A 22,986-nucleotide genomic window follows, 5' to 3' on the forward strand; every position below is an offset into this window, starting at 1 on the left:
AAGTCGAATAACCAATTTGAAATAACTTTTGGGAGTGTCTTCAAGTTTCAGTATGCTGTAATATCTTTAAAGCTTCGAATTGCAAATGAGTATAATATTGACTTTGTTACAATTATAAAATAGCAATGTGCTATGGAGAAAAATATATGGAATATTTACCTTTTTTAAAGGCGTTGTCTATAGGGGTTATGATGTTAATTTTCAGAAGGAAGATAGCTATATTTGTTGAAAAGTTCTTTACAAAAATAACAAGGCCATTAGAAAAAGATGATTTTATGAAGTTTAATTACTCGGTTAGGCCGGTGTATATTGGAGTATTAGGCGCTATTTTTATATTGTTAGCTTTTCGTAGCCTTGTAGAGATTGTCAAATAAGTCAAATAAGTCAAATAAGGGTCAGGCCTATACATATGACAAAACTTCTTTTTCTTCAAAAATCAGTCGAAAAATGAGGCTCGCAATTCAACATCGACAGGGCGCTTTTTCTCTATCTATAGAGTGAACAGGCCTGATTGATGTCATAAGAGATTGTTCCCAACTCACCAAAAAAAGATGAGAGTTTTTGCTTTATATAGATAAGAATTTAATATGTGGTCCTGTTGATAAGGAAAACAGGGCCTTTCGTAGAATTAGGTCCTTCAGGCAAATATTTTTTATAGCAATAACCTTTTTCCGAGCGAGATGGCAATGATGAGATTAAGCGCGTTGGTCGTATCACTTCTGTTGGTTTTGTCTGTATCCGGGTTTTGTGATGAGAACAGCCTCGTGGTGACGGAAGAGGGGAAGGTTGGGGTGGGTGTGGAGACCCCGACAAAAGACCTTGAAGTCGGGCAGACCTTGAAGGTCGACAATGATCATGGCGTGGTGCTGATAAAGGGGAAGGTAGGGCTCGGCAATGAGTTTCCCGGGATGGCCCTGGAGGTGGGTGACACCTTCAAGGTAGACGATGACGAGGCCATTACTCAGACGAGCCGGTATGTAAAAGAGTTTTCCGGGGTCATAGTCGGGCCGGACGATTGGCCTGACTGCAAGGCTCCGGCGAAAAGAGTGACCATAGGGACGGTTAAACCCAACTCGCCGTATCAAAGCTTTGTTTCTATAGAATTGTTTGGCTCACATAATGGGCATAATAGGTCAAATTACGTAGAGTATAAAAAGTGGGTAGTAATGCTGGGGCATACAAAGCTCAGCTCATTCAGAGTGGGGAATTTTGGCCAGGAATTTGTCAATTTGTATGATGGAAAAAATGCACGAGATTACGATGGCATCGTTATTGGGGATGGATTCGATATCTTGCTTCAGGTTAAGCCGAGGTGCGGTGCAGGAATGAAATATACGTATGTCGTGAGGTATTATTCCGATGCCAACTTTACCGCCCATAAGAAGCGGATTTGGTAACATTTTTTTTCTATAGGCAAGATCAATGTTTACGTTTGAGCATCAATAAGCAACGGGTTGATAATATGAATGTATGGAAAACGATACGGGTCGCGTTTTTTTTGTTGCTTGGCTTCGTGAATATCGGCCTGTGCGATGAATCCAGCCTGGTGGTAACGGAAGAGGGCAAAGTAGGGATCGGGGTTGAGTCCCCTACAAAGGATCTTGAAGTCGGCGAAACCATGGCAGTCGATGATGAGAGTCATGTGGTAAGCCTCAACGGGAAGGTGGGGCTTGGCGTTGAATCACCGGATATGGCGTTGGAGGTGGGGGATGCCTTCAAAGTGGACGGTGAGTCAAATGTGACGCAGACGAGTCAATATGTGAAGGAGTTTTCCGGGATAATCATGGGGCCAGGAAATTATCCCGAATGCACTGATCCGCCTAAAATGGTAACTCTAGGAAGGATTCAAAACTCTTCTTCTCAATCGTTTATTTCAATTGAAGTCTATGGTTCACATCGTGGGTATTCAGCATCGTCATATTTTGAGTATTCTCGATGGGTGATTATGGCTGGGGATAAACTTTCGTCTCATCAGGTTCTTCATAATGGAAGAAGTTTTGTCACTTTGTCTCCTGCTGCCTATGACAACTATACGATTGGGGATGGTCACGACATAAAGCTGAAGGTTGCACCGTACTGTGGTGCAAATTTCGTTTATACCTATGTCGTTCGTTATTATTCAAACGCTAACTTTACCCCCCATGAAAAACGAAATTGGTAAGTTGAATTTTTAAAGCACCTGCAGTCAGAATGATATTGACCATGTGGGTTTTTTGACTTTTTTTAGGCGTAAATTTGCAGGGATGGGTAAAGATGAAATGTAAGTCCTTAATCGCTTCGCTTTTGTTTGTTATTCCGGCTTTTGGGTTTTGTAATGAAACCAGCCTTGTGGTGACAGAAGAGGGCAAGGTGGGGATCGGAGTTGAGTCACCGGTAAAAGATCTTGAGGTCGGCACGACCGTAGCTGTTGATGATCAAAATCATGTGGTCAGCTTACAGGGAAACGTTGGGATCGGAGTCGAATCTCCTGCAAAGGATTTTGAAGTTGGCAGAACCATGGCGGTCGATGATGAGAGTCATGTGGTAAGCCTTAACGGGAAGGTTGGGCTGGGGGTTGAGTCTCCGGATATGTCTTTGGAAGTGGGGGATGCCTTTAAGGTCGACGGTGAGTCAAACGTGACGCAGACAAGCCAGTTTGTGAAGGAGTTCTCCGGTACCATTGTTGGTCCAAACGGATATCCGGAATGCAAAGCACCTCCGAAAATGGTCACCCTCGGCAACATCAAGGTATCTCCCTTTCAAACCTTTATTTCGGTGGAAGTCTTTGGATCCCATTTTGGCTACAGTACAACTTCACACTATGAGTACGATAAGTGGGTAATTATGGTAGGCGAAAGGCTTTCCTCTCATATGATTGAGCAGAAAGGAAGAGGCTTGGTGTCCCTTTCCCCTCCAACATACAACAGCTTTGTCATAGGGGCTGGTCACGATATCAAACTTCGTGTCGCTCCCAGTTGCGGAGCAGGGTTTTCATTTACCTATGTCGTTCGTTACTATGCCAATTCCAACTTTACCCCCCATGAAAAGCGGAGTTGGTAAGTTGTGTCCATCATCGGCGTGGATGAAACGACTCGCCTTCTAAATAGTTAGAGAACCAGTTGAGTTTTTGAAGGGTATCTGTTGGAAGGATTGCGCTAAATGTCTATGATTTTCTATTCCTTTAGAAGTGAATTTGCGGGTGTGGGAAGGGTAAAGATGAAAAGTAAATTTGTATTTGTTTGGCTTTTGTTGGTTTTCCCGGCCTTCGGGTTTTGTGATGACTCCAGCCTTGTGGTGACAGAAGAGGGAAAGGTGGGGATCGGAGTTGAGGCACCTGTGAAGGATCTTGAAGTGGGGGAAACGCTTCGGGTCGATGATTCGGCAAAACATGTGACCGTAAACGGAAGCGTCGAAATCGGCGTCGGCGAAGCAGGGGCTTCTCTTGAGGTCGGTGGAAATGTTGCATCATCATGCGCGACCACAAAGAAGACCCTCATGGTTCAATCTCATGTGATGGATTATGTCCCTCCTTCTTATGAACCCGGGCAAGAATGGAAGCCGAGATATTTTCATATCAAGACACCCGACATTGCAAAGAATGGCAATATGTATCGGTATGACTTGAAAGGATATTCTTACGGTATTGCAAGGCCCATAGATTTTGTATGGACAGGGTATTTGTATGCCGACGGACTTCGACAGATTTATGCCAGGGACAATGCAGGTAATAACATTCCAGCTTCCCAATACATAGGGCGTGACAATCATCTCTATTTGAAATTTGGCCCAATAACTCAGTACTGTATTCTTTTTAAGTTGGATTACCTATCGTGTGTAAACAAGTTTGACAGATCCCAAGGCGGCTTTGAAGTTTTTAGGACCTTGGGTGATGTGCAGTATTGATTTTTATGTCCATGGATAAATTCGAGCACGTTTTTCTTCCTCTTCTTTCTAAGTGGTTCACGACATCTGTATGATTGGAAAAAATATTATAAATATGGGATGACAAACCATTTGTGGGTTTGAGGAGATCATACTTTCTTGTTGGTGGTAAAAAAATGAAAAGCAAATTGCTGTCAGTTTTTATTCTGTTGATGTGGCCTGCATTGGGGCTTTGTAATGAATCCAGTCTTGTTGTGACGGAAGAGGGCAAGGTTGGAATCGGTGTTGAGGAGCCGGTAAAGGACCTTGAGGTGGGTGAAACCCTTCGGGTCGACAACTCAAAGAAAAAGATAATTGTCGAAGGTAAGGTGGGTATCGGGACGGATTCCCCAAAGTCAGATTTACACGTCGAGGGGAGAATTCAGCAGGGAGATTATTTTCATACGCTGGCCCTCAGTGGGAATACCTCATTAGAGACAGAGTTTTATCATGATATATACACCTGCGGCGCTGCCCATATTGTGCATATTGAGGCGGTTATTTCACATTGGACAAAGAACTACAGGGCATCTGTAAATAAAGTTTTCTATCTGGATTCATACACATCGCTCAGCGCGGATACAATCCTGGATACAAATACGGCTAACGCTGGAAGTTGGTCTTTTGAACGTATAGTAAATGGTAATAATGGGCATGGGGATACGAGCAATACACTAAGAATAAAGCATAATGCCGGCACCTATGGGGGAGGCTCATTTTATTATATTTTTATAAAGTCAACTTGCCCTGTCTACGAAGTCAAATAATACCATGTTATTCGATGATTCTCTTGCAAAATAGTTCGTCCGCGCTGATGGGAGTTTAATCATGAAATTTAGAGCTTTGGTGGTTTTTTATTTGTTGCTCTGGCCTGCTTTGGGCTTTTGCAACGACTCCAGCCTTGTGGTGACGGAAGAAGGCAAGGTGGGGATCGGCGTGGAAAATCCTTCAGTAGATCTGGAAGTCGGTAAAACCTTGAAAGTTGACAATCCGAATCTTACCGTGAAGGTTGAAGGAAAGGTCGGAATAGGTATTGATGTTCCCAAGGCGAATTTGCATGTTAATGGGGCAGCTATTGTTGGTTCGGGTATAGGGGCTACAACTTTTAATGTTGCCAGTTTTTTTACCGAAGAAAAATTAACCAATCACTATGTACATATCAGGTTGCCGTATGATGTGACAACTGAAAGTAAAATGTTTCATATCAAGGTCAGGGGGTATTCATATTGCAACTCTTCATCAAAAATTATTGATCTTACATTCGTGGGGTATGCACAGCGGTCGAAAAAGCAAATTGTTTGTACTAGTGTCTTTGACCTTACAGGTAACTATTCTCCAGCAATCTATAAGGGCTCAGATAATTATGTTTACCTTAGATTCAAACCAAGCGATACATTTTATTTGACTTTTGTTGTTGATTCAATGTCCGTCGGAAACGGCAGAATCATTCAGCCGGGTGAAATCACAATCACAGCCTCCCCCTCTTTAACGCTTTAAAAAATAATCTTGAAATGTCGATTCATGCAGGAATTCTAAGGACCTCCTGTGAATACGATAATAACAATGCCCCATCGGCTGGGGTAGGCTTTGGTTCGGTCGTGAGGGTATGATTGCGCACCGAGATAAAATGGCAGGGGGGGCGGGTTTGCCTTGATAAAAGATCATAGGCTCACACGACAGTATCTTGCATTGCCGGAGTTTGTTGTTCCTTATTGTCGAAATGCTGTTTTAAAGACTTGGAAAAATTAAAAGGCCATGATTCCTAAGCGCACCTTAGAATTCATGGCCTTTCGTTTTATAAAATTACCGGAACGAATTAACCAGGAATTTAGAGGTGAAAATGATGAAGAGAATGATGACAATGGTTTTGGTGGTATTGATATTGGGTGCCTTTGAAGAGCCCGGATTTTGCAGTGACGCGAGCCTCGTCATTACAGAGGAAGGAAATGTGGGCATCGGGATTGAAGTGCCAGAGAGTATTTTGCATGTACGTGGTTCCAGCGAACCTGTCCCTTTCAAGGTGGGGCGCACCAATGGTAGCGGGAATGAGTTCACCCTCGACGTGGCGGGAGGACAAGGCCTTGTAAGCCTTGTCGCTGGTGCACAGATTCGACCTGATGGCAAGGGTTATAATTTTCTTGGGTCAAGAGGGGCTTCACGAGTCGTTCTAAATGATGGGGCCATTGGATTGTTTACGTCAGACAATCCGTTGGGGGCACCAGGAGAATTAGTAAGTGGGTTATCTATTGGCCAAGAAAAAATCTATATTGGATCTTCTGGAAAAGTAGGTATTGGAACGACTTCCCCTTGGCATAAATTTTCTGTTAACGTAAGTGATTCACTTGATGGCGGCTCCTTCCAATCGAGGGGAGGTTGGATTCAAATTTTACCTGCAACTATGTATTGTAGTGCATGGAACGGGCTCTCACAATCAGGTGATAGTGGAATCATTTTTTCTAACGGAAGTATCAACACGGGTAATTTGGTTATCGCACCGTGGGCCGGTGCAACATCTGGTATTAGGATATCCAGCAGCGGCAATGTCGGAATAAACATGGTTGCAGATACTCGTTACGCGCTGGACGTTAACGGTGTTGTCCGTGCGGGAGCCTGGGCATCCAATTCCGACATTCGTTTGAAAGAGAATATTAACCCTATTAATAACGCATTAGAACACATTTCGAAGCTTCAAGGAGTCCACTACGAGTGGATCGATAAATCCTATGGAGAAGGCCAACAACTCGGAGTTATAGCCCAAGATGTTGAAACGGTATTTCCTGAAGTGATTCATACCGATAGCCATGGGTACAAGTCAGTTGACTATGGAAAACTCGTGGTACCTCTCATTGAGGCCGTGAAAACGTTGAAAGCCGAAAATGAAGCACTAAAAGTAGAAAATCAAGAGATCAAATCAAAATTTGAAGAGATTTGTATGCGACTGGATGCCCTGAAAAAGTGATACAAGAGGGCAAAACTCAAGTGCAGCTTAAAGGAATACTATTATAAAATTAAAAAAAAGAGCATGCCCTCAATCGTATCTTTCAGTTTTGTCCGGTGGGGTTAATTTTACTGTGCCTTTCCTGCAGAATACCGATACTGTGACTGTAGTGATTTGATAATTTCAGTTGCCAGCACAGCAGACGGTAGCGAAACGATATGCCGCGTCGCGGCTTTATTGAACAGGAGAGATACGATGAGTGCGTTTTTTGAAGAACTGGATTATCAGCAGACGGCCCTTGGAGAATTGATACTGAGGCGGCGGCGAGCGCTGGAAATGGGCGGGCGTGAGGTGTACGAGGTGAAACTCAATGAAGAATTTCTGATGTCTTCTCTGTTTCATGACGCCGAAGTGGCGCTCACGGATCTGGGGCTGGCAGGCCTTTCCGGGGATGCATGGGATATCGTGGTCGGAGGCCTGGGCCTGGGGTACACCGCCGCAGCCGCATTGAAATACAGCCAGGTAGCCCGCATGACGGTGGTTGAGGCGCTGGCCCCGGTCATTGAATGGCACCAGCGGGAGTTGGTACCCAACGGCGCACTGCTCTCCAACGATGACAGGTGTCGCTACCTCAACGCAGACTTTTTCGCCCTTGCACGGGGCGATGGCTTTGATCTGGATGAGCCGGGGCACCAGTTTGACGCCATCCTTCTTGATATCGACCATACCCCGGATGCCCTGCTGAATCCGTCGCACGCAGACCTTTATTCCGTAGACGGGCTGACGCGCCTTCGCGCCTTCCTCAAGCCTGGCGGCGTCTTTGCCATGTGGTCCAACGATGCCCCGGAGAAGGGATTTCTGGATACGTTAGCCGGCGTTTTTGATGAGGTCCACGGGCATGTGGTTGAGTTTGAGAACCCCATCCAGGGGAACACCGCTGAAAATGGGGTTTATGTCGGGGTAAAGTAACGTAACTATTCAGTTTAAGCCTCCGGCGGCCCTGCCGGGGGCCAAGCTTTTGAAAAGCTTGATAAACAGGTTATAAAAACCCTTTTAAAGGCGAGGGGTTGCGGGACGGATCACGGTGTGTACGTGATACCATTGTCCTTGCACCAGGCCACAGCAATCTCTTTGTGGGCTTCCCCTAAATAGCGATACCAATCGTCTTCGATGCCGTAGCGGCGGAGGTTGTCCCGAAACCTCCTGAAGGCACCTCTTCCCTGTAGACCGTTGCACATGGCCTCTCGAATGTTTTCCTGTGAGAGCGTTTGGCAGAATCGCTCCATGATCCGGTACTCGTGGATCTCAAACTTTGTGGGCAGGGCAATGTGGTCCTCCTGGGTGTCCAGAAATTCCCGGACCTCGTCAATGGCCTCTTGTTCCCAATCCGGGTGGTCTGAGGTGTTTTCGCCGTCTTCCACAATGCAGATGTAATCTGTGTTTACCAGAATAAATTCTCCGGTTTTTTTGTTGAAAAACGCTTCAAATTCTTCGGATTGCAATTCCAGTTGTTCGATGACGTCGCTCAGTTTAACAGGTAGAGTTATGGGGCTCCTTTTGGGCGTATGGTGAAAAGATTGCCTGTGGATTTGTGTTGGTTTTGGTGTCGTAGAGAATTGATTTTCGGGGTTGTGGGTGATTTTGTCAAATGTGCGTGTTTGTTACGCTTGAAATAGTCGGCTGGACGATAACCTTCGGAGGGTCCACGGAACTCGCATGAAATAAAAAAACCGCCCTGTTTCAAGGCGGTTTTTGATTGTGTGAGGGAGTGCCTGGGGACGGTATACGCCCTTTCTTGTCAGGGCAGGGTTCCGGTGGGAGTTGATGGGCCTGGGCCCCTGGCAGGGCGACGGTGTGCAAGCCAGATGGGGGAGCGCCTGAATCCGATATGGTAGACCGTATGCTGGACCATCAGCTGCTGGTCCCCGGCCTGGATGACCATGACCCCTTTTTCCGTGCCCACCAGTTGCCCGCGGCCTTCGGAGAGGCAGCGATTCACAAAGTCCATCTGGGCATTGATTTCATCCTGGGAGGGAAGCCTGTCTACCCGGGTTGGGCCCACCACGATACGCTCGATATGCGTGACTTCATCAAGACCAAATTTGCGTCCCATGGGGTGTGTGCCTCCTTGTCCCGCGTCATTCCGGAGAGGTTGATGGGTTTAAAATCATGGTGCATGATTCCGTTGGGGGGCATGCAGGACGTCTCCCTTTGAAGGCTGCCGCATCAAGGGAAACGGGCAGCATGGCAAAAGGGGAGCGCAAGCGGTGGCGGTCCGGATTGGACCGCCACCGCCCCTTGTGTGTTCTCGCAGAGAACCGCTCTATTTGCTTTCGGTTTTGGCTTCTGTGACAGAGCGCGGTTCGCAGGCAGTGATGAGGTGATCCAGTACCCGCATGAGGCCTTCCGGGGGCTCGGACTGGCTGGCGTGAACATGCACCTCGTACTTGGCGCTGTTGTCTGTCTTGCGGGTGTTTTCACGGTGGGTACTGACCGATCCGCTGATTTTTACGGAAAAAGGCCCCCACCCCGCCTTGCCCGACAAAGAGGCGCTTGCGTCCGTTTGGGACGAGGACTCCGCGCTGGTCTTGACTTCCATGTTGAATTTGACATCCACTTCGTCGATTAACAGAGCGGGAATCGGTACGATGGAAAGCACCGGGGCTTTGATGTTCATGGTTTCGGACGTAATGGTTCCGTCGGGAAGGTTCACCGGCCGGGTGGCCTCGAAATCCACTGTGCGAGTCGTCAGCGAGTCGTCGCTGCCGTTTTTAATCAGGCCCACCTCGTTGATGAACTGCGTTTCGGCCTTGGCCAGCTGCACCTGTGCGTTGCATGCCGCCTGAAGCGGCCCGCCGATGAGGGACTCCATGGGGAGCCCGCTGAATTGATTTGCCATGTCACCCATAACCAACCTCCTTGACTGATTGCGTTTATGTGTGTCCATCATCCAATCATCCAGACCCTCATCCCTTGCCCCCCTTATGTCTCCACAAACTTTGCAAGGCTCTGTTCGATGCGTGCCACCACCTCGGGGGGCTCCCCTCCTTCAAAGGTGATGCGTATTCTGGCGGTTTTCTTGTTACGCCCCCCAAAAAAGGAGCCGCCTCCGGCCACCTGAAGCCGCCGTTTCATCCGATCCACCATGGCCCGTTTGGACTTTCGGCTTGCCAGCCTCAGGCTCATCTTCTTTTTTTCCCACTCCTCCTCGCTTAAGGGAGCTGTGGCCTCTTCGGCGTCGGGGTCCTCTTCCGTGATATCAAGGCTGCCGATGGGGACTTCCATTTCCACTTCAAGCTCTTTAAGAACAATGGAATTCTGAGGCACCAGGGTGATCTTGGGGACGTCCACCGACACCATGGCCGGGGCGATTTCGTTGCCGTTGTCGTCGAGTTTTCCTGCCTCGGGGTGGGGGTTGGGGAGCTTCAGAGGAATGGTGACGGGTTCCCCGGTGTCCGTGAAATACTCCGCGATTTGCCGTGCATGCTGCGTTTCAGCGACTTCCTGGGCCTCAACCACCGCATACTGGATCGCCTCAAGCAATTCATTGATCGAAAATCCTTTTGCCATGGTGTCTCCTTGCGCAGAAGCAGACCAACTCGAGGTGTCAGGTCATGACGAAGCCAAGCCAGCTGCTGCCATGATTACGGGTCGTTGCCATGTGTCGGATGGTTCGGGAGGTGAAAAAAGGATGGAGCGAAAAAACGCTGTTTCAGGGTCGTGGGTATCCGCACGTTTGCGGTCGTATCTTGTTATCCAATATACCACCGTCGCTGATCAGGTCCAAGCAAAACGCGCTCTTAGGGGAAAGAACGCGTTTACGCTTCAGACACTATCTTGATGGTCTTATTCAAAGTAGTTTCGGATGAAGTCGTGGCCCTTCACGTTCTGGGCCTTCAGCTGTGCCTTGGTGGTGATGGTAAACTCTCCAGGGGCCCCAGACTGGTTTCCAAAATAGATTTTGTAAAGATTATACAGGTAACTTCCGTACTTCAATGCGTTTTGGGCTGAGGCGTTTTGATGGATTTCGTCCACATAGCCGTCTTTGTATGCATCCCCCGGTGTGAAAATCCCGTTGTCGCTGGCCTCTTTGTAGGCTGCCTTGAGCTCTTCGTAAATGGAGGAGAGGCCGGGGTCTGTGAGGAGAGAGTAGTAGACGCACAGGTACATCATTTCGAGTTTTGTATTGGATAACCCCACATCGGTGGAGGAGGGAAGCGTCTCGTCCGTGCCCCCGTTGTCGGCGAAAATGGCTTCAAGAGGGAGCAGTTTGGTGTAGTAGCTGATATCCCCTTCCACTTCGGCTTCATCTTTCACCACAAGCAATTTGGCATGGGAGGCGAAAAGCCCGTTTTTGATTTGGCTGTCCAAGGTGGAAAGAACGTGTCGAACGTCTGTGACGACACGATCATACTGAGCTTTGCTTATGGTTTTGGAACCGTATACGGCTATCATGTCGGAACTTTGTTCAAGAATATAGTCGAAATGCGCGGCTTTGTCCGGGTCTACCACCGACTTGGAGTCGTTGTCGTCGCAGGCGGCAAAGGCCAGCGGGATGAGGAGGACGAGGAGGACGAGGAGGGGGGTAAGGATTTTTTTCATAGGAATACTCCGTGTGGGGGGCTGAAGCATTAAGGGGGTAAGCTAACCTTGAATGTCCATGGTTTTACCTAAATCGGGGCATTCAAGGGCTGTCCTGATGCCAGACTTTTTATTTCCGTTTGGGTATGAAACCAGTGAGCTATGTCGATGTTTTTGCTTAACATAAATTTAATTTCATGTATTGATAAATTTAGATTTTATTTTGTTGTTATTTAAAAATACTATAGGTTTGTTTCCGAGGTGGGCCACCGGGAAACTGGGAAAAAGATCAAGGGGAGCATACAAAAATAAATGTTGAGGATGGTGTCGGGGTTGTTTCGGGAAAGGCCAAGGGCGTTTACTGATTTTTTTTGGTGTCATAGTTTTCGGCTATGCTTCACATATTGAAACGGTATTTTACTTTCTCAGAAGCTCCGTTGATAATGGCTTTAAAAACACGTTAACCCTTTGTAAACGTAATTTAAAAAAGGATAAGCTATGAAACCTCTTGTCATTGTGACGGGCGCAAGCTCTGGTATCGGTGCGGCATCCGCACGCCATTTTTCTGCCCTTGGGCACCCTCTTCTCCTGGTGGCGCGTCGCGTTGATCGCCTCAAGGCCCTGGATCTTCCCAACACCCTGTGTGAGGCCGTGGATGTCACGGATCTGGACGCCTTGAAAAAGGCCGTGGAAAAGGCAGAAGCACAGTACGGTCCCTGTGATTGCCTGGTGAACAACGCCGGTGTGATGCTCCTGGGCCAGGCAGATGTTCAGGACCCTGCAGAGTGGAAAACCATGTTCGATGTGAACGTGATGGGACTTTTGAACGGGATTCACGTGATTCTCAAGGGCATGAAGGAGAGAAATTCCGGCACGGTCATCAACATCAGCTCCGTGGCAGGCCGCAAGACCTTCCCCAATCACGCCGTGTACTGCGGAACCAAATTTGCCGTGCATGCCATGACGGAAAACATTCGGGAAGAAGTGGCCTCAAGCAATGTCCGCATGACCACCATCGCGCCGGGTGCGGTCGAAACCGAGCTGCTGGGCCACACCACCTCCGAGGAGATTGTCGACGGCTACCAGAGCTGGAAAGAGGATATGGGAGGGGTGCTGGCCGCCGACGACATCGCCCGGTCCATCGGGTTTGCCTATGCCCAGCCCCAGTCCGTGTGCATCCGGGAAATTGTTATTGCCACGACCAAGCAGGAGCCCTGATCCATGGACCTTCGCTTGGTGCGCTACTTTATCGCCGTGTACGAGGAGAAGAGTATCACCGGGGCGTCCCGGCGGTGCAACATCTCTCAGCCCTCTTTGTCCACGGCGATCAAACAGTTTGAGGAAACCCTGGGCGTTACCTTTTTCCAGCGCCACAAAAAAGGGGTGCGCCTTACCGATGCGGCCCATCATCTCTACCCGTCAGCCAAGAAGCTGGTTCGGGACGCCGCTGAGATAGCCTCCCTTTTTTCAAAAGGCGGGGCGCCCCTGAAGGTGAGGCTGGGGCTCTTTCCAGACCTGAGCCCCACCCATCTCAAGGCTGTGTTGTCACACGCGCGCCAATCGATACCCGGTATCCAGCCGGAGATCGTGGACCATGATGCCGAAGCTGACGGACGCATTACTCTGGACGTCTTTAAACGGGAGGATGAGCTGTTTATCCCCTTGTGGGAAGAAGATTACAGGGTTTGTATCCCCGAGGGGCATCCCCTGGAACAAGAGAGCCTTATCACCTCCGAGTTGCTTCACGCCTATCCCTTTGTGGAGTGCCCACCCTGTGAGGCCCATCAGCAGACCATGGGTATCCTTGCAGGGGAGGGCATCAGCCTGAATATCGCCTGCAGGGCCGAGCACAAGGGGCAGGTTCTCCACCTGATCCAGGCTGGCTTCGGGATCTCCTTTTTGCCGGACGGCGTGGCCGAATATGGTCGCCAGATCGTGACCCGTCCCTTTGACGGGCCCCGGATGTTCCGGCGTATCGGCCTGTGCTACTCCGCAGGCCGTGATACCGCTCCGGTTATCCGCCAACTGGCCGACAGCCTTGCAAGATGATGGAAAGGCCGATTAGTCTTCGGCTTCTTCGTGCTGCGTTTCGATGAAAAACCAACCCAGCGCTCTTTCCAGGGCGCTGTTAAAGAACACCCAGTTGTGTTCCCCGTCCCACGCCTCAAAGGAAAAATCAAGGTCCAGCCTTTTCATTTCGCCTTCAAACCGTTTGTTCTCCTGATACATGGGATCCTGGGCGCCGCATGCGGCGTAGATCTGTGGTGTGGTCCCCCGTTGGGCCGCCGTCGCGGCCAGGGCGAGGATGTCGTGCTCCGGCTTCCAGGTGAGATCGGGGCCAAAGGCGGCCTCGAAATCGTTGAGGAGCTGGCGACCGTAGGTTTTCTCCAAATGAGGCCGTTTGGCAGGGTCCCTCTGGGCATCGAGCCCCTCCTTGAGAAAGAGGCAGGGAGAGGAGAATGCCGCGCAGCCGCCGTAAGTCTCCGGGTAGGCCAGGGCGCATTTCAACGCGCCGTATCCGCCCATGGAGGTGCCCATGACATAGGTCTCCTCGCGGCGTGATGAGACCTGAAAGACCGAGGCGCAGACGGCAGGCAGCTCCTGGGTAACGTAGCCGAAGAACTGCTGGCCGTAGGCCATGTCCGTGTAAAAGCTTCGGGCCACCTCCGGCATGACAAAGACGCAACCGAAGCGCTCCGCGTACACCGGCAGCATGGAGTAATGGAGCCAGTCGTCGTTTCTGCCGCAGAGCCCATGGAGCAGGTAGACCACGCTGTGGTTGCCCTTGGTAAGAGAGCTGTTGGGAGCCAGCACGGACAATCCCGTTTCCATCTCAAGGGTCTGTGAATAAAAGGAACCTTTTAGAATCATGGGTGCATGTCCTGTTTGTTCAAGACGTCATAAACCTGTTCAGTTTGCCTTCAAGGGGCAAAGCCAGTTCAAAAAACCAGGGGATACACCCCCTGGACCCCAGGTTCGGGAATGCTCTTTCTCCTTTGTTTCCAGGCTTCGCCTGGGAGCGAGAAAAAGCAATGCCTTCTATGGTTAAAGTGCATGGAAAAACCTGCCTCCGGCGGCGAGGTGAGCCACCTCGAAAGCTGATTGCCCTTGCGCTTTGTCCCTCGTTCCTCGGGCCAAAGCGCAAGGGCCTTCGGCTCGGGCTTCGCCCGACATAAATGCTGGTGGTTTATGTGGGCTGGCTCTCAAGCTTCGACGTCACAGGATACGTTGTCGCTACTTGTTCATTGTCGATTTAGCCGCACTGCCTCCGGCGGTGAGGTGTGCCACCTCGAAAGCAGGTTGCGAATGCGCTTTGCCCCCCCCCGTCCCTCGGGGAAAATCACAGTCGCCTTTGATGTGGATTGGCCTGAATCTGTTTTTTAAAACCTGTTTGTCAAACTTTTCAACAGTTTGGCCCCCGGCAGGGCCGCCGGAGGCTTTTTTACAGTCCTTTTTTATTCTGCCCAGTACCCCACAACACGCGCGCAGATCCGCAGGGCTTTATCCATGTCCTGAAGGCTGACCCATTCCATGGGGCCGTGGGGGTTCTGCATGCCGCAGAAGATGTTGGGGGTGGGGATCCCCTTTTCGGTCATGAGGGAGCCGTCTGTGCCGCCCCTGAAGGCGAGCATGTTGGGGATGAACCCTTCATCGACGTAGGCTTTTTTGGCGATGTCGGCCGGGCGCATGTCGTTTTCCAGCCAGTAGCGCATGTTGCGGTACTCGGGCCGGATGTTGCAGGTGATGCGGGCGCGGGGCTCGGTCTTGGCCACTAGGGCGCAGGTCTCCTGAAGGAGGGTGGCCTGTTCTTCAAGGCCATCCAGCTCAAAGTCCCGGAGGTTGAGTTTCAGGGTGACTTCGGCTGCGTTGCCGGAGATGCTCTCCGTAAAGATGAACCCTTCCCGGCCTTCGGTGGACTCGGGGCTCAGGCGGTGCTTGGGCAGGAGCTCGATGATCTTGGAGGCGAGGTAGAGGGCGTTGACCAGGCGGTCCTTGGCGCAGCAGGTATGGATGGAGACGCCCTTGATGTTGATCTCGGCCTGGTCGGCGGAGAAGGTCTCGGCCACAAGGTCGCCGGGATTTTCTCCGTCCAGGGTGTAGGCAAAGTCGGCGTGGATGTCTTCCATGAGGGCGTCGCTGACGCCCCGGCCGATCTCTTCGTCCGGGGTAAAGCAGATGCGCACGTCGCCGCGGGGAATCTCCGGGTGTTCGTTGAGATAATCGATAAGGCCCATGATGATGGCAATGCCCGCCTTGTCGTCGGCGCCCAAAAGGGTTGTGCCGCTGGCCGTGACGATGTCTTCGCCTTTTTTGCCTTTCAGGTGCGGGTTCTCTTCCGGGTCGATGACCACGGCCGGATCGTCGGGCAGTACGATGGTGGTACCGTCCCAGTTGTGATGCACAATGGGCTTGACCCCTTCGGCGTGGAAGGAGGGGGCGGTGTCCACATGGGCCACAAAGGCGATGGTGGGGATCTTCCGGTCCGTGACATTGCCAGGAATCGTCCCGAAGACCGCCCCGTAATCCGTGAGCCGTGTATCTGCAATGCCCACGCTTTTCAGCTCTTCCACCAGCATCCGGGAAAGGTCGAGCTGACAGGGCGTGCTGGGAGCCGTGGGTGAGGTTGAGTCGCTCTGGGTGTCGACTTTGCAGTATCGGACAAATCGTTCTTCAAGTGTGTTGATGCGTGCTTCAGACATGGGGTCTCCTTTGATTCGATGCATAGAGAAAGGGACAAAAAACGTGCCTCCGGCGGCAAGGTGAGCCACCTTGAAAGCGGGTTGCCGCAGCGCTTTGCCCCTCGTTCCTCGGGTCAAATCACTGCGGCCTCTTTCATAAAAAGTGGGCATCTATTTCTTGCGCGAGTCCTTACACATGCAATGGCGGGCTGATTCGATCATGCCACGGGAAAGGCTGGGATGAAAAGGGGGAGCTGGCGAGTCGTTTGTTGTAACGGCAGGAGCATAGCGATTCCACGCCCGGTCACCGATGGTTATTAACGAATACCCATTGCGTTGCCTTCGTTTCTCCGGTGTTGGTTCATGGGTGGGGAGAAAGGGGCGCATCCTCTTCCTCACACACCCGTGTTGATACAACCGGTGGCGGTACGCCGGGGGGTGACGCCCTCTTGGGTGCGTCATCGCTATGCCGCACCGGAGTGCGGCGCTCCAAAGCGTACCTTACTTTGTTTCAGTGCTTTCTATTGTGGCTTTTATCATCCTACGGGCACTTTTTTTACGTAGAGCCCGTGAAAAAATACAATATACAAAAGCGATACCTACGGCTGTTCTGCGGTGGATAAACGAACAAACAGGCCTTAACTAAATTCGTTTTAAAAGCGGATGTGATTTGCCCCGAGGAACGAGGGGCAAAACGCATCCGCAACCTGCTTTCGAGGTGGCTCACCTCGCCGCCGGAGGCAGGTTTTTGGTTTTTTCCTTACACTGCCTTGGCTTCACCCTGCATCTGGTCTGCCATGACCTGTTCGGCCAGGTGGCAGGCCACGAAGTGTCCGGGGGACACCTCGTTGAGGGCCGGGGTTTCGCTGGTGCAGGCGCCGATCTTCTCGTAGTAGCAGCGGCCGGCAAAGCGGCAGCCCGGGGGCGGGTTGATGGGGCTGGGCACGTCTCCTTCGAGGATGATCCGTTCCCGGTCGAGGTTGGGCTTGGGAATGGTGATGGCGGACAGGAGCGCCTTGGTGTAGGCGTGGACCGGGGCGTTGAAAATGGTCTTGTAGTCGGCCATCTCCACGATGCGGCCCAGGTACATCACGGCGATGCGATCAGACACGTGATGGACCACGGAGAGGTCGTGGGAGATGAAGAGATAGGTGAGGCCCATCTCTTTCTGGAGGGTGTCCAGAAGGTTGAGGACCTGGGCCTGGATGCAGACGTCCAGGGCCGACACCGGCTCGTCCAGGACGAGGAACTCGGGGTTCAGGGCCAGGGCCCGTGCAATGCCCACGCGCTGGCGGCGGCCGCCGTCTAGTTCATGGGGGTAGGCGTTGGCGAGCCGGGAGCCAAGGCCCACGATGTCCATGAGTTCGGCCACGCGCTTTGTGCGGTCTGCGCCGGAGCCGAGGCCTTTGACGTCTAAGGGCTCGGAGATGATCTCCGAGACGGACAGGCGCGGGTTGAGGCTGGAGTAGGGGTCCTGGAAGACCATCTGCATCTTGGCGCGCATGGCCTTCATCTCTTTTTTGGGCAGGGGCAAAATATCGCTGCCGTTAAAGAGGACTTCCCCGGAGGAGGGCTCCAGGAGCCGGATGACGGCCCGGCCCGTGGTGGACTTGCCGCAGCCGGACTCGCCCACGAGCCCTAAGGTCTCCCCTTTGTTGATGTCGAAGGTGACATCATCCACGGCGTGGAGGGGCCCTTTTTTGGTGTCAAAGTACTTTTTCAGGTTCTTGACCTGGATAAACGGGGCGCTCATGCGTCACCTCCTTCCAGGAAGCAGGCCACCATGTGGCCGTCTTCGCGGACGACGGGTTGCGGGATCTCGGTGCTGCAGCGGGGCATGGCCTTGTCGCACCGGGGGTGAAAGGGGCACCCTTTGGGCATGTCCGTGGGATCAGGGGGAAGGCCCGGGATCACGGCCAGGCTCTCGCGCTCCTCTTCCACGTTGGGGATGGAGGCAAACAGTCCCTGTGTATAGGGGTGGCTGGGATCGGCGTAGAGCAGCTCGGTGGTGGCCTCTTCCACGATGCGGCCCGCGTACATGATGGCCACCCGGTCGCAGGTTTCGGCAACGATGCCCAGGTCGTGGGTGATCATGATCATGGCGGTCTCGAATTTTTTCTTCAGGGCCTTCATGAGCTCCAGCACCTGGGCCTGGATGGTGACGTCCAGGGCCGTGGTGGGCTCGTCGGCAATGAGCAGGGCCGGGTTGCACGCCAGGGCAATGGCGATGATGACCCGCTGCTTCATGCCCCCGCTGAACTGGTGGGGGTACTCCCCGGCACGATCGGGCTGGATGCCCACGGTCTCCAGCATGGCAAGGGCCCGCTTCAGGGCCTCTTCCTTGGAGACCTTGTTGTGCAGGGCGATCATCTCGGCCACCTGTTCGTCCACGGGGATGATGGGGTTCAGGGAGGTCATGGGGTCCTGGAAGATCATGGCGATTTTGCCGCCCCGGATCTTGCGCATGTCGGCCTCAGAGGTCTTGGTGAGGTCCTTTCCTTCAAAGAGGATCTCCCCTCCGGTGATGCGGCCGGGAGGGTCGGCAATGAGCTGCATGACGGACAGGGCCATGGTGGTCTTGCCTGCGCCGGTCTCTCCCACGAGCCCTAAGGTCTCGCCCTTGTCGATGGCGAGGTGAAAGTCGGAGATGGCTTTCACCGCGCCGTTGTCGGTGCTGTACCGGACGCTTAAGTCCCGGATGGATAGCAAAGGTGTGTCGGACATATATCGTGACTCCAAATCAGAGCTGGTTTCAAACTTAGTTCTTGAGCTTCGGGTCCAGGGCGTCCCTAAGGCCATCGCCCAGGAAGTTGAGGCCCAGGATGGTGATCATGATGGCCAGGCCGGGGAAGACGGTCATGTAGGGGTAGTCCCGGATGAACTCGCGTCCGCCGGAGAGCATGGCGCCCCACTCAGGTGTGGGGGGCTCCAGGCCGAGGCCGATGAAGCTTAAGCCCGCTGCAATGAGAATGGCAAAGGCCACGCCCAGGGTGGCCTGGACGATGATGGGTGCCATGCAGTTGGGCAGGATGTGGCGACAGATGATGCGCAGGTCGCTGGATCCTACGGAGACGGCAGCCTCCACAAACTCCTGGTCCCGGATGGAGAGCACCGAGGCCCGGACAAGGCGGGCGTACTGCGGAATGGCGGCGATGCCCACGGCCAGCATGAGGTTCAAAAGGCCCGGCCCCAGGGAAGCGGCCACGGAGATGGCCAGCAGCAGCTGGGGAATGGAGAGCAGGATGTCCATGAGGCGCATGAGGATGTTGTCGGTGCGGCCTCCGTAATAACCGGCCACGGCGCCGATGAAGCCCCCGGCCAGGACGGAAAATCCCACGGCCACGAAGCCCACCTGCAGGGAGATGCGGCTGCCGTAGATGATGCGGCTGAAGATGTCCCTTCCGAACTCGTCGGTGCCGAACCAGTGGGCGGCAGAGGGCCCTTCCAGGGTGGCGAAGAGGTCCTGCTCGTCAAAGGGAAAGGGGGCGATGACATTGGCAAAGAGGGCCGTGAGCAGCAGGGCAAAGAGGATGAAAAGGCCCATCATGGCCATGCGGTTTTTTTTGAGGCGGCCGAAGACCTGGCCCCAGAGAGAATTTTTCTTGGTCTGCACGGAGGCTCCTTTACGTGTACTGGGATTTGATACGGGGGTCGAGCCAGGCGTAGAGCAGGTCCACTCCCAGGTTTACCAGGCAGAAGGCCAGGGCGATGAAGAGAACGCCCCCCTGGACCATAGGGTAATCCCTCATTTCAATGGAGCTCACCATGAGGCGTCCCAGCCCCGGGATGGAGAAGATGATCTCGGTCAAGACCGCGCCGCCCAAGAGGATGCCAAACTGGATACCGGCGATGGTGACAACCGGGACCAGGGCGTTGGGCAGGGCGTGCTTGCGGATCACCACGCTCTCTTTCTGGCCCTTGGAGCGGGCCGTACGGATGTAGTCCTGGCGAACCACTTCCAGCATGCTGGAGCGGGTCATGCGGGTGATGATGGCAACACTCTGGAGGCCCAGGGTCACGGCGGGCATGATCATGGCGGCAAGGGAGTCAAAACCCGATGGCGGCAGCCAGGCGAGTTTTACCGTAAAAAGCAGGATCAAAAGCAGGCCCAGCCAGAACACCGGCATGGAGATGCCGATGAGGGCAAAGAGGGTGACGATGTTGTCGAAGATGGAGTATTGCTTCACGGCCGTGACAATGCCGCAGGGGATTCCCACCAGAAGGGCGATGCCCATGGCCAGGGCCGAGAGCTTCAAGGTGATGGGAAAGGCCGTCATCAGCTCGTCCCACACGGGGCGCTTGGTGATGTAGGAGCGGCCAATGTCCCCGTGTACCACGGCTTTGTAGACATAGCGTCCGAATTGAAAGAGAAAGGGGTCGTCAAGGCCCATCTCCGCCCTCAGGTTGTCCACATCCTCCTGGGGCGCCTGCTCCCCCAACACCATACGGGCCGGATCGCCGGGCGTGACGTACATCATGACAAAAACAATAAAGACAACGCCAAGGATCACGGGGATCAGCATGGCGCATCGTCTCAGAATATAGCCGAGCAATTCGACCTCCTTACATTTAGGTAAAAACGCCTCCGGCGGCCCTGCCGGGGGCCAAACTTTTGAAAAGTTTGACAAACAGGTTTTACATATTCATGCGGACGTCAAACCCCTTCCGCATACCTTCTTGCATTGCAAACAACGAGGGGTTGGTTACCGAGTCGTTGCAAGGGCTTCGCAAAAAACTTTTGGTTGCCGCCTTGCTTTTCCCTTTGTTCCTCAGGGAAAAGCAAGGCGGCCCTCCAAAGTGACTCTTCAGAAGGCCTTTACCTGAAAATGGACATGTTTCTTACAAAAAAGCGTGGGTGCAGCCTGGCACCACATGGTGTGCAAGCTGCACCCTGAAGAGCATGCTTCTTTCTGCTTACTTCTTCATTTTCACTTCGTAGAGGGCGTGGAAGCCGTAGGGGCTGGGGGTGAACCCTTTTAGGTAGTTCTGCATGCCGTAGGCGATCTTCTTGTTGGCCAGGAAGACCCAGGGCGCTTTTTCACGAAGCTTATCCTGAATGTCGAAGTAGAGGGCCTTACGCTCGGCACCGTCGGGGGTGATGCGGGCTTTGTCCAGAAGAGCGTCCACCTCTGCATCGCCGAAGGCTGCAAAGTTGTTGCCGCCGATCTGCGAGGAGTGGAAGGTGGGGAATACGGCCATGTCGGGGTCGGGGGTCTGGCAGGTCCAGCCCACGATGAAGAGCTCGTGCTTGTTGTCCTTCAGCCCCTGGAGGTAGGCGCCCCACTCCAGAACCTGGATCTTGACGGTGACGCCGATCTTTTTGAGCTGGGCCTGGATGATGGTGGCCATGTCCACGCGCACCTTCTTGGAGTTGGTCCAGAGGGTGGTGGTGAGGCCGTTGGGGTAACCGGCTTCGGCAAGGAGCTTTTTGGCCTTTTTGATGTCGGTCTTGGAGGGCTGAAGGTCGTTGTTGGAGTACTTGACGTTGGGAGCGATGGGACCGTAGGCGGGGAAGGCGTTGCCACGGAACACGGCCTTGACGCTGCCGGGGATGTTGATGGCAAGGGTCAGGGCCTGACGGAGCTTCTCATTGTCGTAAGGGGCCTTGCTGCAGTTGAAGCCCATGTAGGTGGTGGCGGTGTCCACCAGGGTAAGGAGCTCCAGGTTTTTGTTGGCCTTTACGCGGGAGACGTCCAGGGAAGAGACCTCAAAGGAGATGTCCACATCGCCGCTCTCCAGCTCGATGGTGCGGTTGGATGCCTCGGGGATCACGCGCAGGACCATCTTGGGGAACTCGGGCTTGGTGCCGTGGTAGGCCTCGAAGCGCTCAAGCTCCATGCGGTCGCCTTTTTTCCAGGAAGCGAGCTTGTAGGGGCCGGTGCCCACGGGCTTGAAGCCGTAGTCGTCGCCGGCTGCTTCCACTGCTTTCTGGTTGAGAATGACACCACCGCCGAAGTGGGTAAGGGCGGCCAGGAAGGAGCTCATGGCCTCCTTGGTCTTCACTTCAAAGGTGAGGTCGTCGATTTTTTTGAAGCCTGCGGGGTCGATGACACCCAGGATGTGGCGGACAGAAGCGCCTCGTTCATAGGCGCGCTTCAGGCTGTAGAGGGCATCGTCTGCGGTGAGGGTCTCGCCGTTGTGGAATGTGACCCCTTTTTTCAGGGTAAAGCGATAGGTCTTTCCGTCAACGCGGTCGATTTTTTCGGCCAGGGAGGGAATCACGTTTCCTTCGGCGTCGATGGCCACGAGGGTCTCATAGATCTGGCGCATGGCGTTGGACGAGGCCACGTCGTTGGTCATATAGGGATCAAGGGTTTTTGCGTCGTAGGTGGTGGCGACAACAAGGGTATCGGGGTGCTTGGACGTACGGGCAAGGGCGTTGGGCGCTGCAATCAGACAGGCGAGCAGGGCCACCAGGCCGCCCTTGGCCAGACGGCTGAACGAGAGCGTTCGATTCATTGAAAACCTCCAGTGATTATAAAAAATAAGATGAACTTTGATTCTCATTAATAGGTAGGCCCTGTCAATTTTTTTGTCTGATTTTACGTCCATGGAATTTGGGTAAAAAGGACTTAATTTGACTGATAAAATAATACGGTTTAGTCGTTTTGCCCGGTATATCGGAATGTTGTCCGATAAGCCGGAAAACCGATTAAGAAAGAGACATGCCTGTGTGTGAGGGAAGCGTTTCGTGGGCTTTCCCAAGGGCGACGCCCGTATCAAATATTAGGCAATAGGGGATGTATCAATGGGTTGCGTGGTGGCATGGGTGTACCTGCTGGGGGTATAATGAGCGTGAAAATGGGCTGACAGGTTGCATGGCGGCTGGTACACTTTCCCCCGATGGGCGCTGCGGTGCAGTGGCCGGATCAAGGAGTGTCAGGACAG

Annotated in this window: 23 protein-coding genes; 11 read left to right on the plus strand and 12 right to left on the minus strand. The window is 52.8% G+C overall.

Annotation, left to right across the window (positions count from 1 at the left end; all coding sequences use genetic code 11):
- The first annotated feature begins 146 nt into the window (after positions 1-146).
- From ACOYW0_RS12085 to ACOYW0_RS12125, 9 genes are all read left to right on the plus strand, one after another.
- On the plus strand, positions 147-374 hold the full coding sequence (locus ACOYW0_RS12085; protein WP_482418672.1) for a hypothetical protein: 228 nt from the start codon (positions 147-149) through the stop codon (positions 372-374).
- A gap of 312 nt (positions 375-686) precedes the next feature.
- Positions 687-1,397, plus strand: coding sequence for a hypothetical protein (locus ACOYW0_RS12090; RefSeq protein WP_482418673.1), 711 nt, complete (start codon positions 687-689; stop codon positions 1,395-1,397).
- A 65-nt stretch (positions 1,398-1,462) separates the two neighbouring features.
- The gene (locus tag ACOYW0_RS12095; RefSeq protein WP_482418674.1) at positions 1,463-2,161 is read left to right on the plus strand and encodes a hypothetical protein; all 699 of its coding nucleotides are present in this window, start codon (positions 1,463-1,465) and stop codon (positions 2,159-2,161) included.
- A 92-nt stretch (positions 2,162-2,253) separates the two neighbouring features.
- Positions 2,254-3,039, plus strand: a complete 786-nt coding sequence (locus ACOYW0_RS12100; RefSeq protein WP_482418675.1) for a hypothetical protein — start codon at positions 2,254-2,256, stop codon at positions 3,037-3,039.
- 99 nt (positions 3,040-3,138) lie between these two features.
- Complete coding sequence (locus ACOYW0_RS12105; RefSeq protein ID WP_482418676.1) at positions 3,139-3,882, plus strand: hypothetical protein; 744 nt, start codon at positions 3,139-3,141, stop codon at positions 3,880-3,882.
- 155 nt (positions 3,883-4,037) lie between these two features.
- Entirely contained in the window at positions 4,038-4,667 is a 630-nt protein-coding gene (locus ACOYW0_RS12110) for a hypothetical protein (RefSeq protein ID WP_482418677.1), read from the plus strand.
- 61 nt (positions 4,668-4,728) lie between these two features.
- On the plus strand, positions 4,729-5,397 hold the full coding sequence (locus tag ACOYW0_RS12115; RefSeq protein ID WP_482418678.1) for a hypothetical protein: 669 nt from the start codon (positions 4,729-4,731) through the stop codon (positions 5,395-5,397).
- Positions 5,398-5,740: 343 nt separating this feature from the next.
- Complete coding sequence (locus ACOYW0_RS12120) at positions 5,741-6,859, plus strand: tail fiber domain-containing protein (protein WP_482418830.1); 1,119 nt, start codon at positions 5,741-5,743, stop codon at positions 6,857-6,859.
- A 234-nt stretch (positions 6,860-7,093) separates the two neighbouring features.
- Complete coding sequence (locus tag ACOYW0_RS12125; RefSeq protein WP_482418679.1) at positions 7,094-7,807, plus strand: polyamine aminopropyltransferase; 714 nt, start codon at positions 7,094-7,096, stop codon at positions 7,805-7,807.
- A gap of 110 nt (positions 7,808-7,917) precedes the next feature.
- On the opposite strand, the gene ACOYW0_RS12130 is transcribed toward ACOYW0_RS12125, so the two are convergent.
- The 5 genes from ACOYW0_RS12130 to ACOYW0_RS12150 form a co-directional block, all read right to left on the minus strand.
- Positions 7,918-8,340: a UPF0158 family protein gene (locus ACOYW0_RS12130; protein WP_482418680.1), complete on the minus strand. Its 423-nt coding sequence runs from the start codon at positions 8,338-8,340 to the stop codon at positions 7,918-7,920.
- Between the two features lie 296 nt (positions 8,341-8,636).
- The gene (locus ACOYW0_RS12135; RefSeq protein ID WP_482418681.1) at positions 8,637-8,951 is read right to left on the minus strand and encodes a hypothetical protein; all 315 of its coding nucleotides are present in this window, start codon (positions 8,949-8,951) and stop codon (positions 8,637-8,639) included.
- Positions 8,952-9,161: 210 nt separating this feature from the next.
- On the minus strand, positions 9,162-9,746 hold the full coding sequence (locus ACOYW0_RS12140) for a DUF2589 domain-containing protein (RefSeq protein ID WP_482418682.1): 585 nt from the start codon (positions 9,744-9,746) through the stop codon (positions 9,162-9,164).
- Positions 9,747-9,820: 74 nt separating this feature from the next.
- The gene (locus ACOYW0_RS12145; protein ID WP_482418683.1) at positions 9,821-10,408 is read right to left on the minus strand and encodes a DUF2589 domain-containing protein; all 588 of its coding nucleotides are present in this window, start codon (positions 10,406-10,408) and stop codon (positions 9,821-9,823) included.
- A 276-nt stretch (positions 10,409-10,684) separates the two neighbouring features.
- A complete protein-coding gene (locus ACOYW0_RS12150) occupies positions 10,685-11,440 on the minus strand; it encodes a hypothetical protein (protein WP_482418684.1) in 756 nt (251 codons plus the stop codon).
- A 477-nt stretch (positions 11,441-11,917) separates the two neighbouring features.
- Between ACOYW0_RS12150 and ACOYW0_RS12155 the strand changes: the two genes are divergently transcribed.
- Positions 11,918-12,637, plus strand: coding sequence for an SDR family oxidoreductase (locus ACOYW0_RS12155; RefSeq protein ID WP_482418685.1), 720 nt, complete (start codon positions 11,918-11,920; stop codon positions 12,635-12,637).
- Between the two features lie 3 nt (positions 12,638-12,640).
- Positions 12,641-13,468 (plus strand): LysR family transcriptional regulator, encoded by an 828-nt coding sequence (locus ACOYW0_RS12160; protein WP_482418686.1) that lies wholly within the window; start codon positions 12,641-12,643, stop codon positions 13,466-13,468.
- Between the two features lie 12 nt (positions 13,469-13,480).
- Here the strand turns inward: ACOYW0_RS12160 and ACOYW0_RS12165 are convergent, their stop codons facing one another.
- From ACOYW0_RS12165 to ACOYW0_RS12195, 7 genes are all read right to left on the minus strand, one after another.
- The gene (locus ACOYW0_RS12165) at positions 13,481-14,290 is read right to left on the minus strand and encodes an alpha/beta hydrolase (RefSeq protein WP_482418687.1); all 810 of its coding nucleotides are present in this window, start codon (positions 14,288-14,290) and stop codon (positions 13,481-13,483) included.
- Positions 14,291-14,874: 584 nt separating this feature from the next.
- Complete coding sequence (pepT, locus tag ACOYW0_RS12170) at positions 14,875-16,119, minus strand: peptidase T (RefSeq protein ID WP_482418688.1); 1,245 nt, start codon at positions 16,117-16,119, stop codon at positions 14,875-14,877.
- 739 nt (positions 16,120-16,858) lie between these two features.
- Positions 16,859-17,851: an ABC transporter ATP-binding protein gene (locus tag ACOYW0_RS12175; RefSeq protein WP_482418689.1), complete on the minus strand. Its 993-nt coding sequence runs from the start codon at positions 17,849-17,851 to the stop codon at positions 16,859-16,861.
- Complete coding sequence (locus tag ACOYW0_RS12180) at positions 17,848-18,822, minus strand: ABC transporter ATP-binding protein (RefSeq protein WP_482418690.1); 975 nt, start codon at positions 18,820-18,822, stop codon at positions 17,848-17,850. Before ACOYW0_RS12180 ends, ACOYW0_RS12175 begins: the two co-directional genes overlap by 4 nt.
- Before the next feature lie 34 nt (positions 18,823-18,856).
- Positions 18,857-19,711, minus strand: a complete 855-nt coding sequence (locus ACOYW0_RS12185) for an ABC transporter permease (protein WP_482418691.1) — start codon at positions 19,709-19,711, stop codon at positions 18,857-18,859.
- 10 nt (positions 19,712-19,721) lie between these two features.
- Positions 19,722-20,651, minus strand: a complete 930-nt coding sequence (gene nikB, locus ACOYW0_RS12190; RefSeq protein ID WP_180138452.1) for a nickel ABC transporter permease — start codon at positions 20,649-20,651, stop codon at positions 19,722-19,724.
- A 361-nt stretch (positions 20,652-21,012) separates the two neighbouring features.
- Positions 21,013-22,557, minus strand: coding sequence for an ABC transporter substrate-binding protein (locus tag ACOYW0_RS12195; RefSeq protein WP_482418692.1), 1,545 nt, complete (start codon positions 22,555-22,557; stop codon positions 21,013-21,015).
- Between the last annotated feature and the right edge of the window lie 429 nt (positions 22,558-22,986).

The sequence above is a fragment of the Desulfoluna sp. HI9BLuna genome, from assembly GCF_056829775.1.